The sequence below is a fragment of the Enterobacter sp. CCUG 70166 genome, assembly GCF_020224095.1.
Classification (GTDB): domain Bacteria; phylum Pseudomonadota; class Gammaproteobacteria; order Enterobacterales; family Enterobacteriaceae; genus Enterobacter; species Enterobacter intestinihominis.
Genome location: NZ_NRIQ01000013.1, coordinates 51,979 through 66,282, shown reverse-complemented (window position 1 = coordinate 66,282; position 14,304 = coordinate 51,979). Strand labels below are relative to the sequence as shown.

General features: G+C 57.0%; 13 protein-coding genes. 6 read left to right on the top strand and 7 right to left on the bottom strand.

The genetic code is table 11. The features are described from left to right. Window positions 1-89: 89 nt before the first annotated feature. Window positions 90-242: a Hok/Gef family protein gene (locus CKK19_RS06825; protein WP_023299102.1), complete on the top strand. Its 153-nt coding sequence runs from the start codon at window positions 90-92 to the stop codon at window positions 240-242. A gap of 121 nt (window positions 243-363) precedes the next feature. Beyond that, the gene (locus CKK19_RS06820) at window positions 364-1,038 is read left to right on the top strand and encodes a tetratricopeptide repeat protein (protein ID WP_038415085.1); all 675 of its coding nucleotides are present in this window, start codon (window positions 364-366) and stop codon (window positions 1,036-1,038) included. Window positions 1,039-1,121: 83 nt separating this feature from the next. On the opposite strand, the gene gltP is transcribed toward CKK19_RS06820, so the two are convergent. Next, window positions 1,122-2,435 (bottom strand): glutamate/aspartate:proton symporter GltP, encoded by a 1,314-nt coding sequence (gene gltP, locus CKK19_RS06815; protein WP_022646765.1) that lies wholly within the window; start codon window positions 2,433-2,435, stop codon window positions 1,122-1,124. A gap of 423 nt (window positions 2,436-2,858) precedes the next feature. Here gltP and acs point away from each other — a divergent pair, with 423 nt between their 5' ends. The 3 genes from acs to actP all read left to right on the top strand — a co-directional run bounded on the left by acs (window position 2,859) and on the right by actP (window position 6,912). Beyond that, window positions 2,859-4,817 carry an acetate--CoA ligase gene (gene acs, locus CKK19_RS06810; protein ID WP_225455081.1) on the top strand — a complete coding sequence of 653 codons (1,959 nt, stop codon included), beginning with the start codon at window positions 2,859-2,861 and terminating at the stop codon, window positions 4,815-4,817. A 134-nt stretch (window positions 4,818-4,951) separates the two neighbouring features. Then, window positions 4,952-5,266 carry a DUF485 domain-containing protein gene (locus tag CKK19_RS06805; protein ID WP_022646763.1) on the top strand — a complete coding sequence of 105 codons (315 nt, stop codon included), beginning with the start codon at window positions 4,952-4,954 and terminating at the stop codon, window positions 5,264-5,266. Then, window positions 5,263-6,912: a cation/acetate symporter ActP gene (gene actP, locus CKK19_RS06800; protein ID WP_023299099.1), complete on the top strand. Its 1,650-nt coding sequence runs from the start codon at window positions 5,263-5,265 to the stop codon at window positions 6,910-6,912. Before CKK19_RS06805 ends, actP begins: the two co-directional genes overlap by 4 nt. 33 nt (window positions 6,913-6,945) lie before the next feature. Here the strand turns inward: actP and CKK19_RS06795 are convergent, their stop codons facing one another. Beyond that, the gene (locus CKK19_RS06795) at window positions 6,946-7,635 is read right to left on the bottom strand and encodes an LrgB family protein (protein WP_022646761.1); all 690 of its coding nucleotides are present in this window, start codon (window positions 7,633-7,635) and stop codon (window positions 6,946-6,948) included. After that, window positions 7,628-8,038, bottom strand: coding sequence for a CidA/LrgA family protein (locus CKK19_RS06790; protein WP_022646760.1), 411 nt, complete (start codon window positions 8,036-8,038; stop codon window positions 7,628-7,630). The genes CKK19_RS06795 and CKK19_RS06790 overlap by 8 nt, the downstream gene beginning before the upstream one ends. 102 nt (window positions 8,039-8,140) lie before the next feature. On the opposite strand from CKK19_RS06790, the gene CKK19_RS06785 reads away from it, so the two are divergent. Further along, on the top strand, window positions 8,141-9,022 hold the full coding sequence (locus CKK19_RS06785) for a LysR family transcriptional regulator (protein WP_225455080.1): 882 nt from the start codon (window positions 8,141-8,143) through the stop codon (window positions 9,020-9,022). A gap of 345 nt (window positions 9,023-9,367) precedes the next feature. Here CKK19_RS06785 and CKK19_RS06780 read toward each other — a convergent pair whose 3' ends face one another. The 4 genes from CKK19_RS06780 to soxR form a co-directional block, all read right to left on the bottom strand. After that, entirely contained in the window at window positions 9,368-11,014 is a 1,647-nt protein-coding gene (locus CKK19_RS06780; RefSeq protein ID WP_022646758.1) for a Na+/H+ antiporter, read from the bottom strand. Between the two features lie 153 nt (window positions 11,015-11,167). Continuing rightward, the gene (gene ghxP, locus CKK19_RS06775) at window positions 11,168-12,517 is read right to left on the bottom strand and encodes a guanine/hypoxanthine transporter GhxP (RefSeq protein WP_022646757.1); all 1,350 of its coding nucleotides are present in this window, start codon (window positions 12,515-12,517) and stop codon (window positions 11,168-11,170) included. 297 nt (window positions 12,518-12,814) lie between these two features. After that, a complete protein-coding gene (locus CKK19_RS06770; RefSeq protein ID WP_022646756.1) occupies window positions 12,815-13,486 on the bottom strand; it encodes a glutathione S-transferase family protein in 672 nt (223 codons plus the stop codon). 310 nt (window positions 13,487-13,796) lie between these two features. Further along, window positions 13,797-14,255: a redox-sensitive transcriptional activator SoxR gene (gene soxR, locus CKK19_RS06765; RefSeq protein ID WP_003860275.1), complete on the bottom strand. Its 459-nt coding sequence runs from the start codon at window positions 14,253-14,255 to the stop codon at window positions 13,797-13,799. Window positions 14,256-14,304 lie beyond the last annotated feature (49 nt).

Below are 14,304 nucleotides of genomic sequence, written 5' to 3'. Positions count from 1 at the left end.
TTTTTGGGGTCAGTACAACCGAGGCTACCCCTCAACCCCAACAAGTTGAGAGTAGCCTCTTATTCTTTTTTTCACAAGGAGTAAAAGGCATGACGCCATTAAAAACTGCGTTAGGCATCGTTTTTATTATTTGCCTGACGATAGTGATCTTTACCTTTATTACTCGCGGTAAGTTATGTGAGTTTTCAATAAAGAGTGAACATCAGGAGGTGGCGGCGAAATTAGCCTGTAACGCAGGCTAACCTCTTCGGGTGGAACGCGTGTTCCGCCCGGCTTGTGGGATGCTGAGGTCTTAACGCACCCGTTTTTTTCTTCTGTCACCGCGATTATACTGCGCGGCATGTACCCCGATGATAAGAATCCATGAAAGCCATTTTTCTGTTGTTGTTATTTTTAACCGCCTTTGCCCGTGCCGATGAGATAGGCAGCCAGTATCGAAAACAGGCGGAAGCCGGTGATGCGCGCGCCCAGTATTATCTTGCCGATACGTACTTCAGCTCCGGCGACAGCAAGCAGGCCGCGCTGTGGGCCGAGAAAGCGGCGAAAGGCGGCAATGTCGACGCCATGGCGCTGCTGTCGCAAATCCTCTTTACGCAGGGCGACTACGCACAGGCCAAAGCTCTGGCCCAACAGGCAAACATTGCGGGCAGCAAACGCGGCGCGATCATGCTGGCGCGGGTGCTGGTGAACACGCAAGCAGGCAAGACCGACTACCCGCAGGCCATTAAACTGCTGCAAACGGCGACCGAAGACATCGATAGCGACTCGGCGGTAGACGCGCAACAGCTGCTGGGGCTGATCTATGCCAACGGCGTTGAAGTCCCTCAGGATGACGTGCAGGCTGCGGCGTGGTTCAAGCGGAGTTCGGCTCTGTCCAGGACGGGCTATGCGGAGTACTGGGCAGGCATGCTGTTCAGGCAGGGTGAGAAAGGCTTTATCACACCGAATAAACAGAAAGCGCTTTACTGGTTAAACCTGAGCTGTACGGAAGGGTTTGATACCGGGTGTGAAGAGTTTGATGCGTTGAGCGGGGAGTGAATTATTGCCCGGTGGCGCTGCGCTTACCGGGCCTACGGTTATGTAGGCCGGGTAAGGCGAAGCCGCCACCCGGCATTTTTACATCACTGGTCAGCCGTTTTATCAAAACGACCCAGCACCTCGCGTTCATACGCCAGCGCTTTTTTACGGTCGAACTTGTGTTCCCACTTGGAGATTACCAGCACCGCCAGCGCATTACCCACCACGTTCAGCGCGGTACGCGCCATGTCGAGGATACGGTCCACACCGGCGATAAACGCCAGGCCTTCCAGCGGAATACCGACGCTGCCCAGCGTCGCCAGCAGCACCACGAAGGAGACGCCCGGCACGCCTGCGATACCCTTTGAGGTCACCATCAGGGTCAACACCAGCACGATTTCCTGCCACAGCGACAGGTCAATGCCGTACAGCTGAGCGATAAAGATTGCCGCAATACTCTGATACAGCGTTGAACCATCCAGGTTGAAGGAGTAACCGGTCGGTACAACGAAGCTGGTAATGGACGCCGGTGCACCGTAGGCCTCCATCTTCTCAATGATACGCGGCAGCACGCTCTCGGAGCTTGCCGTGGAGTACGCCAGAATCAGCTCATCTTTCAGAATGCGGATTAGGATCCAGATGCTCAGCCCGCACAGGCGCGCCACAATCCCCAGCACTACCAGCGCAAAGAACAGGATCGCGAAGTGCACCAGAATCACCAACTTCGCCAACGGCCACAGGGAAGCAAAGCCGAAGTTCGCCACGGTTACGGCGATCAGCGCAAAAACACCCACCGGCGCATAGCGCATCACCATGTGGGTAACTTTGAACATGGTTTCAGAGATAGAGCGGAACACCGTTACCAGCGGTTCACGGTGCGTCGCGGGCAGGGAAGAAAGCCCCAGACCAAAGAGCACCGAGAAGAAGATGATCGGCAGCATCTCGCCCTTCGCCATTGACGCGATAATGTTGGTCGGCACCAGTGACAGAATTGTGCCCATCAGACCGTGCGAATGGCTCTGCACGTCGGCGGTGGTGCTTTGATATTTCGAAATATCCACCGTCGCCAGCTGCGACATATCAATCCCGGAACCTGGCTGGAACACGTTCGCCAGGGTGATACCAAGAATGATGGCAACCGTGGTGATCACTTCGAAATAGAGAATGGTTTTAACGCCGATGCGGCCTAACTGTTTCGCATCACCTACCCCGGCAATACCGACCACCAGCGTCGAGATCACAATCGGCACAACAATCATCTTGATCAGATGAATAAAGATATCGCCCGCTGGCGAGAGAAGGTTCGCAATCAGCCACTCGCGGCTGTCGCTATGGTAATGGAGGTAACTGCCCAGCAAGATGCCCAGCACAAGGGCCAGCAGGATCTGCCAGGCCAGGCTGACTTTCAAATTTTTCATAGAAACTGACTTCCTCAATGAAATCTCCGCACCAGCAAAACTGCATGAATATGGAGACATACTGAAAGGGTATGAATTGTGTTGCGTTGGTTTATGGGATTTTTTAACGCGCCGTATGAGTATCATTTGCACGGCATGCTGCGCAAGCCTTAAAGAACAAGGCATTTCACTGCAAAAAGCGTCATTGACGGTAATTAATAGCAATCCACATCAATAACCGATTGTTATGAAAAAACTTTTACAAACAAAAAAGTGAATAATTCTTCAGATGAATTATTTCCCTTCAAAGTTTCATTCGCTCAATTTTCATACTCTTCAGACATTGCGTGATCTGTCGCCCAAATACTAAACAAAGCTTGTAAAGCCCCTACTATTAACGTTTTTGCGACATATTATTAACATCTTACAAGGAGAAAAAAAGCCATGAGCCAAATACACAAACACGACATTCCCGCAAACATTGCGGACCGTTGCCTGATAAGCCCGGAGCAGTACCAGGAGAAATACCAGCAGTCCATTTCCAGCCCTGACGCATTCTGGGGTGAACAGGGCCACATCCTCGACTGGATCAAACCTTATCAGAAGGTAAAGAACACCTCTTTCGCGCCGGGCAACGTCTCCATTAAATGGTATGAAGACGGCACGCTGAACCTGGCGGCGAACTGCCTGGACCGCCATCTTGCCGAACGCGGCAACGAAACGGCCATTATCTGGGAAGGCGACGATGCCTCTCAGAGCAAACACATCTCATATAAAGAGCTTCATCGCGACGTCTGCCGCTTCGCCAACGTGCTGCTGGCCCAGGGCATTAAAAAAGGCGATGTGGTGGCGATCTATATGCCGATGGTGCCGGAAGCCGCGGTGGCTATGCTGGCCTGCGCGCGCATCGGCGCGATCCACTCCGTTATTTTTGGTGGCTTCTCGCCGGAGGCGGTTGCCGGACGTATCGTCGACTCGAACTCAAAGCTGGTGATCACCGCTGACGAGGGCGTGCGTGCCGGGCGCGGCATTCCGCTGAAGAAAAACGTCGATGAAGCGCTGAAAAACCCGAACGTGAAATCCATCCATAACGTCATTGTCTTCAAACGCACGGGTGGCAACATCGACTGGCACGAAGGCCGAGACCTGTGGTGGAGCGATCTGATTGAAAACGCGAGCGACCAGCATCAGCCGGAAGAGATGAACGCGGAAGATCCGCTGTTTATCCTTTATACCTCCGGATCCACTGGTAAGCCGAAAGGCGTGCTGCATACCACCGGCGGCTATCTGGTTTACGCGGCCACCACCTTTAAATACGTTTTCGACTACCATCCGGGCGACATCTACTGGTGTACCGCCGACGTGGGCTGGGTCACCGGTCACAGCTACCTGCTGTACGGCCCGCTGGCCTGCGGCGCAACGACGCTGATGTTTGAAGGCGTACCTAACTGGCCATCGCCGGCGCGTATGTGCCAGGTGGTCGATAAGCATCAGGTCAACATTCTCTACACCGCGCCAACGGCGATCCGTGCGCTGATGGCGGAAGGCGATAAAGCCATCGAAGGGACCGACCGCTCTTCCCTGCGCATCCTCGGTTCCGTGGGCGAGCCGATCAACCCGGAAGCCTGGGAGTGGTACTGGAAGAAGATCGGCAACGAGAAGTGCCCGGTGATGGACACCTGGTGGCAGACCGAAACCGGCGGCTTCATGATCACCCCGATGCCGGGCGCCACGCAGTTGAAAGCCGGTTCGGCCACCCGTCCGTTCTTCGGCGTGCAGCCCGCGCTGGTGGACAACGAAGGCAATCCGCAGGAAGGGGCCACCGAAGGCAACCTGGTGATCGTCGATTCCTGGCCTGGCCAGGCGCGTACCCTGTTCGGCGACCATGAGCGCTTCGAGCAGACCTACTTCTCGACCTTTAAAAACATGTACTTCAGCGGCGACGGCGCGCGCCGGGACGAAGACGGTTATTACTGGATCACCGGACGCGTGGACGACGTGCTGAATGTTTCCGGCCACCGTCTGGGCACGGCGGAGATTGAGTCTGCGCTGGTGTCGCATCCGAAGATTGCCGAAGCGGCAGTTGTCGGCATTCCTCACAATATCAAAGGCCAGGCGATCTACGCCTACGTCACCCTGAACCACGGCGAGGAGCCGTCGCCAGAGCTGTATACCGAGGTGCGCAACTGGGTGCGTAAAGAGATCGGCCCGCTGGCCACGCCGGACGTGCTGCACTGGACCGACTCACTGCCGAAAACCCGTTCCGGCAAGATTATGCGTCGTATTCTGCGCAAAATCGCAGCAGGCGACACCAGCAACCTCGGTGATACCTCAACGCTTGCCGATCCTGGCGTGGTGGACAAACTGCTCGAAGAGAAGCAGGCCATCGCAATGCCTTCCTAGTGTTTTCTCCCTCTCCCCGTGGGAGAGGGCCGGGGTGAGGGCATCAGACCGCACCTTCCTTCCATCACCCTAACCCTCTCCCCATAGGGGAGAGGGGATAAAAACAAACCAACCTTACCTTTGGAGACTCTGTGATGAATAACGATATTTGTCAGCAGATAGAGAATAGTGCGCACTACAGGGAGCTCGTCGAAAAACGGCAACGGTTTGCCTTTATCCTTTCCATCATCATGCTGGTTATTTACGTCGGCTTTATTCTGCTGATCGCCTTTGCGCCGCAGTGGCTCGGTACGCCGCTGCACGCCGGAACCAGCGTTACGCGCGGCATCCCAATTGGCATTGGCGTTATCGTTATTTCGTTTGTGCTGACAGGTGTGTATGTCTGGCGTGCGAACGGTGAATTCGATCGTCTTAACAGAGAAGTTCTGCGCGAGGTAAAAGCATCATGAAGCGAGTCCTGACGGCGCTTGCCGCCACACTTCCCTTTGCTGCCCATGCGGCAGATGCCCTTACCGGCGAGGTCCAGCGCCAGCCAACCAACTGGCAGGCGATTATCATGTTCCTGATTTTCGTGGTGCTAACGCTTTACATCACCTACTGGGCGTCGAAACGCGTGCGCTCCCGTAACGATTACTACACCGCGGGCGGCAACATTACCGGCTTCCAGAACGGGCTGGCGATTGCGGGAGACTTTATGTCTGCCGCCTCGTTCCTCGGGATCTCCGCGCTGGTTTATACCTCGGGGTATGACGGCCTGATCTACTCCCTCGGCTTCCTCGTCGGCTGGCCGATCATTCTGTTCCTGATTGCCGAGCGCCTGCGTAACCTTGGCCGCTACACCTTTGCAGACGTAGCTTCATACCGCCTCAAACAAGGCCCCATCCGCATGCTCTCCGCCTGCGGTTCGCTGGTGGTGGTGGCGCTCTATCTCATCGCCCAGATGGTCGGCGCGGGCAAACTGATCGAGCTGCTGTTCGGTCTGAACTACCACGTCGCGGTGGTGCTGGTAGGCGTGCTGATGGTGATGTACGTCCTGTTCGGCGGCATGCTGGCCACCACCTGGGTACAGATCATCAAAGCGGTACTGCTGCTGTTCGGCGCCAGCTTTATGGCCTTTATGGTGATGAAGCACGTCGGGTTCAGCTTCAATAATCTGTTTACCGAAGCCATGTCAGTGCACCCGAAAGGGGAAGCGATCATGAGTCCGGGCGGGCTGGTGAAAGATCCGATATCCGCGCTCTCGCTCGGTCTCGGCCTGATGTTCGGTACCGCTGGCCTGCCGCATATCCTGATGCGTTTCTTCACGGTGTCTGATGCACGTGAAGCGCGTAAAAGCGTGTTCTACGCCACCGGGTTTATGGGCTACTTCTACATACTGACCTTTATCATCGGCTTTGGCGCGATCATGCTGGTGGGGGCAAACCCGGCGTTTAAAGACGCGGCGGGCGCGCTTATCGGCGGTAACAACATGGCGGCGGTGCATCTGGCCGACGCGGTAGGCGGTAACCTGTTCCTCGGCTTTATCTCTGCCGTGGCCTTCGCCACCATCCTCGCGGTGGTTGCCGGGCTGACGTTGGCTGGTGCGTCTGCGGTATCGCACGATCTCTACGCCAACGTTTTCCGCAAAGGCGCAAGCGAGCGCGATGAGCTGAAAGTCTCCAAAATCACCGTACTGGTGCTGGGCGTCGTCGCCATCCTGCTGGGGATTTTGTTCGAGAAGCAGAACATCGCCTTTATGGTGGGGCTGGCCTTCTCGATTGCGGCAAGCTGTAACTTCCCGATCATTCTGCTCTCCATGTACTGGTCAAAACTGACCACCCGTGGGGCTATGATTGGCGGCTGGCTGGGGCTGCTGACGGCGGTGATTCTGATGATCCTCGGCCCGACCATCTGGGTGCAGATCCTCGGTCACGAAAGCGCTATCTTCCCGTATGAATACCCGGCGCTGTTCTCCATTGCCGTGGCGTTTATCGGGATCTGGTTCTTCTCAGCGACCGACAACTCGCCGGAGGGTAACCTGGAGCGTGAGAAATTCCGCGCCCAGTTTATCCGCTCGCAAACCGGCCTGGGTGTTGAGCAAGGCCGCGCGCACTAAACCTTTTCTCCCCGGTCGCTCTGGCCGGGGAACTTAAAACATCACCCACGCTACCAGCGGCGCGATTAATACCATTGTCACGCCCGAGAGCATCATCACCAGGCTTGCAACAACGCCTTCCTGCTGTCCCAGCTCATACGAACGTGCCGTCCCCGCCCCGTGCGACGCCGCGCCAAACCCTGCCCCTTTCGCCATCCCTTCGCGAATGGAAAGGCGCAGAAACAGCACATCCCCCACTGCCATGCCGAACACGCCGGTCACCACCACAAACAGCGCCACCAGATCCGGCTGTCCGCCGAGCGGTTTAGCCGCCGCCAGCGCGAACGGTGTGGTCACCGAGCGTACCGCCAGGCTGCGCTGGATTTCATCAGACAGGGTAAACAGCCGCGCCAGCCAGACCGAGCTGCACACCGCCACTACCGTCGCGGTGACGACTCCCGCGCTGAGCGACATCCAGTGGCGTTTAATAATTGCCAGGTTGTCATACACCGGCACCGCAAAGGCGATAGTCGCCGGGCCGAGCAGCCACAGCAGCCAGTGGGATTCACCAATGTAGTTCTGCCAGGAGATATGGCCGAAGACCAGCATCAGCACCAGCAGGATCGGCGTAAAGACCAGCGGCATCAGCGGCAGCGTGCGAAAGCGGCGATACAGGCGCTTGTTGGCAAAGTAAATGACGACTGTCGCAATCAGGCATAGCACGCTTATCTGAAAGTTAGTCATGCTTCTGCCTGCTGATTTCAAAGCGATACACTTTATCCACCACCCAGGCGGTGGCGCCCAGCACCATCAGCGTGCTCAGGGCGATAACCGCAAAGATGCGCCAGCCGTCGACCATCAGCAGTTGCGCATAATTCACCACCGCCACCACGGCCGGAACGAAGAACAGCAGCATCTCCGCCAGCAGCCAGCGCGCACCGGCCCGCACCCAGCTAAGGGGCAACGCGCGACAGAGGATCAGCGTCAGCATCAGCACCATTCCCACCAGGTTGGCGGGTAAAGGCAGGTTCAGCCAGTCGACAAGATATTCAGCAAAAACAAACAGTCCCGCGTAGAGCAGTACCTGAACCGGTACCTGGAGTCGTTGAACAACGGCAGGCGTAACACGGCTTAACGCCACGGCCATGGGGGTTTTCCTCAGAAATGAGACGAGGCGCCAGTATAGTGAGCGTACGGTATCGACTGAAATGAATTAAAATCATCGAAGGTATAGTTTCGAGGAATAATCATGGACATAAGAACGCTGCGCTATTTTGTCGAGGTGGTTCGCCAGCAAAGTTTTACCCGCGCAGCGGAGAAGTTATTCGTAACCCAGCCTACCATCAGTAAGATGCTGAAAAACCTCGAAGATGAGCTGAACTGTACCCTGCTGATCCGCGACGGGCGCAAGCTGCTACTGACCGATACCGGTCGCGTAGTGTTCGAGCGCGGGCTGGCAATTCTGGCGGAGTTCCGCCAGCTGGAGGCCGAGCTTGGGGACATCAACCACCTGACAAAAGGGCTGCTGCGGCTCGGCATTCCGCCGATGGTCGGCATGATGATGGCCGGGCCGATTAGCCTGTTTCGCCAGCGCTATCCCGGCGTTGAGCTAAAAATTTCTGAATTTGGCGGCCTGACCGTGCAGCAGGCGGTGATGAACGGTGAACTGGACGTGGCCATGACGGCCCTTCCCGTGGAAGAAGAGAGCGGGCTGGCAACGCTGCCGCTGTTCAGCCACCCGCTGTGCGTGCTGGTGCCGCGCTCCGGCGACTGGCTGAAGATTGAATCAGTAAAACCCGAGCTGCTCGGCGAACACCCGCTGCTGATTTACAACGAAGATTTCGCCTTAAGCCGCCAGCTGATGGCGCTGTTCAACCAGCACAACGTAAAGCCGCGCATTGCGGTGCGCAGCGGCCAGTGGGATTTTCTGGCAGCGATGGTACAGGCGGGCGTGGGGATAGCCATTCTGCCGCAGCCGATCTGCGAGCGGCTGGATAAAAACACGCTGCGCTGGATCCCGCTGGAGAGCGATCTGCACTGGCAGTTAGGGATGATCTGGCGTGAAGGGGTGTATCTGTCGCACAGCACACAGGCGTGGTTGCAATGCTGTGAGGGGTTTTGGGTACCCTAACCTAACCCTCTCCCTGTGGGCTGAGNNGCGACCCGGGCTCCCGGCGGTAAATCGCCGCTTCGCGGTGCCCTCGGCTTATTCCTTCCGGCTTATCGGGTACGGGCGGAGGCAACGTCCCTGTAAAGCCGCCCTCTCGGCGCATCCCTGCGCCTCGCCCCGGCCTGCAGGAAACGCCTCAGCGATTTACAGCCGGACCAGGGCATCGCTGACAGCCCTCAGTCATTTAGAAAGCAACTTTATTGCTTCTGCATAAAAAAATTACTGGGGATCCCTCAGCCCATAGGGAGAGGGAACCGATCGAGCACGTAGGCCCGGTAAGCGCAGCGCCACCGGGCAATTACAGCGCTACTGATTCTCTATCAACAACGCTTCCAGCAGATCCAGATCGTGCAGCAGCTTTTGCAGCGTCTCGTTGCTGATCTGCCGCGTCGCGCGCAGGTGATACAGCTCGGCACGCTCGGAGCGCAGCGCCGCCAGGCGGAAACGGCGCTCGAGGTTCTCTTCCTGCAACGAACTTTCCACGTCGTTACGTCCGTCAGCACGGCGACGCAAATTACCGATCACGCGTGAACTGACTTCCTTCAGCAGCTGGTTATCAATGTTCTCTTCGGCATCGGCGGCCAGACGCTCCTCCATCTTCTCGATGGCGACAATCGCTACTTCCGCCGTCGCCGCACGGGCAATCCGCTCTTCCTTATGCTGCTGCGAGGTGTCACCCGCATCAATATGCTGCAGCAGAATCGGCAGCATAATTACGCCGACAAACAGGGAGAAGAGGATCACGCCCGCCGCCAGGAACACCAGCTCGTAGCGCGCCGGGAAGACGTCGCCCGTCGGCAGAAGCAGAGGAATGGAGAGCACACCAGCAAGGGTGATCGCCCCGCGAACGCCCGCGAAAGAGGCAATCAGCAGCTCGCGCGTGGTCCAGGAGCCGAACTCCATCGGCTTTTTGGTCAGGAAGCGAACGCTGAACTTCTTCATCGTCCACAGCCAGCCGAAACGCACCAGCATCAGCGAAAGGTAGATGAGTACGATATCGGTAAACAGCATCCAGACTTCAACGTTTGGATCCGCTTCGGCCGCGATCAGCGAAGATTCCATAATGCCCGGCAGTTGCAGGCCCAACAGCAGGAACACCATGCCGTTAAAGACAAACTCGAGCATCGCCCAGGTACTGTTCGCGCGCAGACGCATCGCCAGTGGCGCCCGGCGCATCACGCCGGAGCGGGTGATGGTCATCCCCGCAGCTACCGCCGCCAGAATGCCCGACACGCCGATATGTTCGGCAATCAGGTAAGAGGCGAACGGCAGCAGGAACAGCAGGACGATCTGCGTCGCCGGTTCATCGCCGCCCCAGCGGCTAAGGAAGCGCAGCGAACGACCGTACAGCCAGCTTACAACAAAGCCTGCGAGGATACCGCCAATCGCCACCTTGAAGAATTCGAGGGTTGCACCGCCGACGGTAAAGACCATGGTGCCCATGGCTACCGCCACGGCAAACTTCAGGGCGACCAGGCCGGAAGCGTCGTTCATCAGCGCCTCGCCCTGCAAAATGCCCATGATTTTCTTAGGAATGCGCCCTTCTCCCACAATGCCGGACAGCGCCACGGCGTCGGTCGGCGACAGCACGGCAGCCAGCGCAAAGGCGGGTATAAGCGGGATCCCCGGTACGGCCCAGTAGATCAGGAAACCAATCCCGACCACGGTAACGACCACCAGCGCCAGCGCCAGACCGAAGATCTCTCGCCCGTGCTCAAGAAATTCGCGCGTCGGCGTTTTCCAGCCATCGGCAAACAGCAGCGGCGGGATAAACAGCACGAGGAACAGTTCCGGATCGAACTCCACGTGCAGACCGAACGTCGGCCACGCCAGCAGCGCGCCGATAGCTATTTGCATTAAAGGCAGGGGGACCTGGAAGGGCAGTACGCGTGTAACCACCCCGGATAATGAGACCACAAGGGTCATGATGAGTATTGTGAAGAAAATTTCCATGCGTTCCCTGTTTGCTGTGTTTCTTTTTAAGCCAAATCTGAGGCGTCGTGCCTCTTATTCTATCCTCTCCAGAGTAACGTAAAAGACAACGGGATGAGTCCTGAAAATAAAAACGGGCGGCCTGAGCCACCCGTTTTCGCATCAATGGATAACTTAAATTGCCCAGCCGCCCGCGTAGAACGCCACCAGCGCAACGGCGATGACAACGGTACCGATGTTCAGCTTGCGCCACTCACCGGAGACCAGACGCCCAATCACCAGCGAGGCGAAACCGATCATAATGCCGGTCACGATGTTACAGGTCAGCACGATAAAGACCGCGGTGATCAGGCCGGACATGGCATCAACAAAGTCAGCAAAGTCGATTTTCGCCACGTTGCTCAGCATCAGCAGGCCGACGTACATCAGCGCAGGTGCGGTCGCGTAAGCTGGCACCAGATAAGAGAGCGGAGAGAGGAACAGGATCAGCAGGAACAGTACGCCAACGGTAATAGCCGTCAGGCCGGTTTTGCCGCCTGCCGCCGTACCCGCTGCGGACTCAATGTACACTGCCGCTGGCGCTGCACCCACCAGACCAGAGAAAACGCTGCTCAGGGAGTCGGTGGTCAGCGCTTTGCCGCCGTCAATGATCTGGCCGTCTTTGTCCAGCAGGTTAGCCTGACCGGCCACCGCGCGGATGGTCCCGGTGGCGTCAAACACCGCGGTCATTACCAGCGCCAGCACGCTTGGCAGGATCACCGGATTCAGCGCGCCCACAATATCCAGGCTGCCAATCAGGGAGTTACCGTTGTCATCGCTCAGCGACGGCATGGCGAAAATCCCGGAGAAATGAACGGACGGGTCGAAGATCAGACCGACGATGGACACGCCGATAATGGTCAGCAGAATGCCGCCCGGCACTTTCAATTTTTCCAGGCCAATGATCACCGCCAGCCCCACCAACGACATGATCACCGGGAAGCTCGCGAAGTTACCCAGCGCAACCGGCAGGCCATCCAGCGGGTTCTTGATGACCAGACCCACGCCGTTGGCGGCAATCAGCAGCAGGAACAGGCCGATGCCGATACCGGTGCCGTGCGCCACGCCCTGCGGCAGGTTGCGCAAAATCCAGCTACGGATGCCGGTAGCAGAGATCACGGTGAACAGTACACCCATCAGGAACACCGCGCCGAGCGCTACCGGGACGCTGATATGCTGGCCCAGCACCAGGCTGAAGGCGGTAAACGCGGTCAGGGAGATGGCGCACCCGATCGCCAGCGGCAGGTTCGCCCACAGGCCCATCACAATCGAACCCACACCCGCAACCAGGCAGGTGGCAACGAAGACCGCCGCTGGTGGGAAACCGGCTTTGCCGAGCATGCCCGGCACCACGATGACGGAGTACACCATCGCCAGAAACGTCGTCAGACCGGCAACAACTTCCTGGCGCACGGTGCTGCCGCGAGCAGAAATTTTAAACATGGCGTCAAGTGAACCGCCGGTACGCGCAGATGGCGTAGACATAGAAAACATCCCCTGAAAATTTTTATTGAAAGTCCGTAAGCGTGGTGGAGACTCCACTGCCAGCGAAACGTCAAATCCTTGTGCTGCGTTTGCGACGAAAGGGGCGTCACAAAAAAAGCAAACGTTTAGCTCCGCGCTTACAAAACGGGTGGTCAAATGTAGGCAAACGATTATCTAGCCTAATACCCGCCCTTTTCAACTGAACTTTCTCGTTTTTCGCTAAAATTGCCTCATGACGATGAAGAATTAAGCAGAGGATGCGCAAACGTTATCGTCCATGCGCAATTTCGTTACATTTCATCCCCCGCCGGGTATCGTCAGCGGGCCGCCTTTCGCAAGCGTTGTCTGCCAGCCCGGACGTGCCTCCACTCTCTGTTTCCACGCCGCTATGTGGTCGAGATTGTCGATGCCGCCTCTCGCCAGCAGGGCGAAGAGGGGAAAACTCATCTGGATGTCCGCCATGGTCAGCGTGTCGCCGGCAAACCAGCTGTTTTCGGCAAGATGATCGTTAATAAAGCGCGCATGCGTTTCCAGCTGGCGGTTGAGATACGCTTTTTGCACCCCCTGCCCCAGCGCCTTACCCAGCGTGCGCAGGCCAAACGGGACGGGGGGTTTGCCGAGGCTGTTAAATACCAGCTTCATTAACAGCAGCGGCATCAAGGACCCTTCGGCGTAATGCAGCCAGAAGCGATACTGCACTTTATGGGCGGGATCTAACGGTTTGAATCGTGACGCCGAATCGTACGTTTCCTGAAGATATTCCAGAATCGCGCCTGATTCAGCCAGAACCAGTCCGTTATCTTCCAATACCGGGGATTTTCCCAGCGGATGCACTTTTTTGAGCGCGTCTGGTGCGAGCATGGTTTTTTCGCGCTGGTAGCGCACAATCTCATATGTCAGACCCAGCTCTTCCAGCGCCCAGAGGACGCGATGGGAACGAGACTGGTTAAGGTGGTGGACCGTTAGCATGATGTTCTCCGGTGATTCATACTTTTTAACTATAGAAAACTGAACAACTTCACGAAAAAAATTCGGCTAAAATCTCATCATCTCCGGTGGCAAAAACGGCGGCCGGGCATAGAATTAAAGTGTCAGTACAAACCGGAACCTCCTCCACAAGCTCGACACGAGGAGTACTGATGTCGGGGGAAACCCTCCCGTGAGCCAGCGGGATAGAGAGAAAGACAAAGACCGGAAAAAACTAAAGCGCCCTTAGTGGCGCTTTAGTTCTTTATGCTTGTTGCCGGGTGGCGGCTGCGCCTTACCCGGCACACACCTCTCAATCCTCCTCCAGCAACCGCGCCCCTGTTCCCTGCTCGCCCAGCCTGTCACCCGGGTTACGCAGCGGACAATCACTACGTGATAAACACCCGCAACCAATACAGCCATCCAGTTCATCGCGCAGGGCCACCAGCGTGTGAATACGACGATCCAGTTCTTCTCGCCACTGGGACGACAGCTGCTTCCACTCTTTCGCGCTCAGCGAGTGTCCTTCCGGCAATACGCCGAACGCGTCGCCGATGGTAGCCAGGGGGATGCCGATACGTTGCGCAATTTTGATAATCGCCACGTAGCGGAGCACATCGCGGGTATAGCGCCGCTGGTTTCCGGCGTTACGGATACTTTTTATTAACCCTTTGCTTTCATAGAAGTGGAGCGCCGACACCGCCACGCCGCTTCGTTTCGCCACTTCACCGGGGGTTAACAGCGCTTTGATGCGCGGTAATCTCTTTTCCATAAAACCTCTTTACCTCAAGTTAACTTGAGGAATTATACTCCCCCGCAGA

Excerpts from the sequence above, each read along its gene's own strand:
- CKK19_RS06825 (WP_023299102.1), top strand. The coding sequence starts at position 90 with ATGACGCCATTAAAAACTGCGTTAGGCATCGTTTTTATTATTTGCCTG.
- CKK19_RS06820 (WP_038415085.1), top strand. The coding sequence starts at position 364 with ATGAAAGCCATTTTTCTGTTGTTGTTATTTTTAACCGCCTTTGCCCGT.
- gltP (WP_022646765.1), bottom strand. The coding sequence starts at position 2,435 with ATGAAAAATTTGAAAGTCAGCCTGGCCTGGCAGATCCTGCTGGCCCTT.
- acs (WP_225455081.1), top strand. The coding sequence starts at position 2,859 with ATGAGCCAAATACACAAACACGACATTCCCGCAAACATTGCGGACCGT.
- CKK19_RS06805 (WP_022646763.1), top strand. The coding sequence starts at position 4,952 with ATGAATAACGATATTTGTCAGCAGATAGAGAATAGTGCGCACTACAGG.
- actP (WP_023299099.1), top strand. The coding sequence starts at position 5,263 with ATGAAGCGAGTCCTGACGGCGCTTGCCGCCACACTTCCCTTTGCTGCC.
- CKK19_RS06795 (WP_022646761.1), bottom strand. The coding sequence starts at position 7,635 with ATGACTAACTTTCAGATAAGCGTGCTATGCCTGATTGCGACAGTCGTC.
- CKK19_RS06790 (WP_022646760.1), bottom strand. The coding sequence starts at position 8,038 with ATGGCCGTGGCGTTAAGCCGTGTTACGCCTGCCGTTGTTCAACGACTC.
- CKK19_RS06785 (WP_225455080.1), top strand. The coding sequence starts at position 8,141 with ATGGACATAAGAACGCTGCGCTATTTTGTCGAGGTGGTTCGCCAGCAA.
- CKK19_RS06780 (WP_022646758.1), bottom strand. The coding sequence starts at position 11,014 with ATGGAAATTTTCTTCACAATACTCATCATGACCCTTGTGGTCTCATTA.
- ghxP (WP_022646757.1), bottom strand. The coding sequence starts at position 12,517 with ATGTCTACGCCATCTGCGCGTACCGGCGGTTCACTTGACGCCATGTTT.
- CKK19_RS06770 (WP_022646756.1), bottom strand. The coding sequence starts at position 13,486 with ATGCTAACGGTCCACCACCTTAACCAGTCTCGTTCCCATCGCGTCCTC.
- soxR (WP_003860275.1), bottom strand. The coding sequence starts at position 14,255 with ATGGAAAAGAGATTACCGCGCATCAAAGCGCTGTTAACCCCCGGTGAA.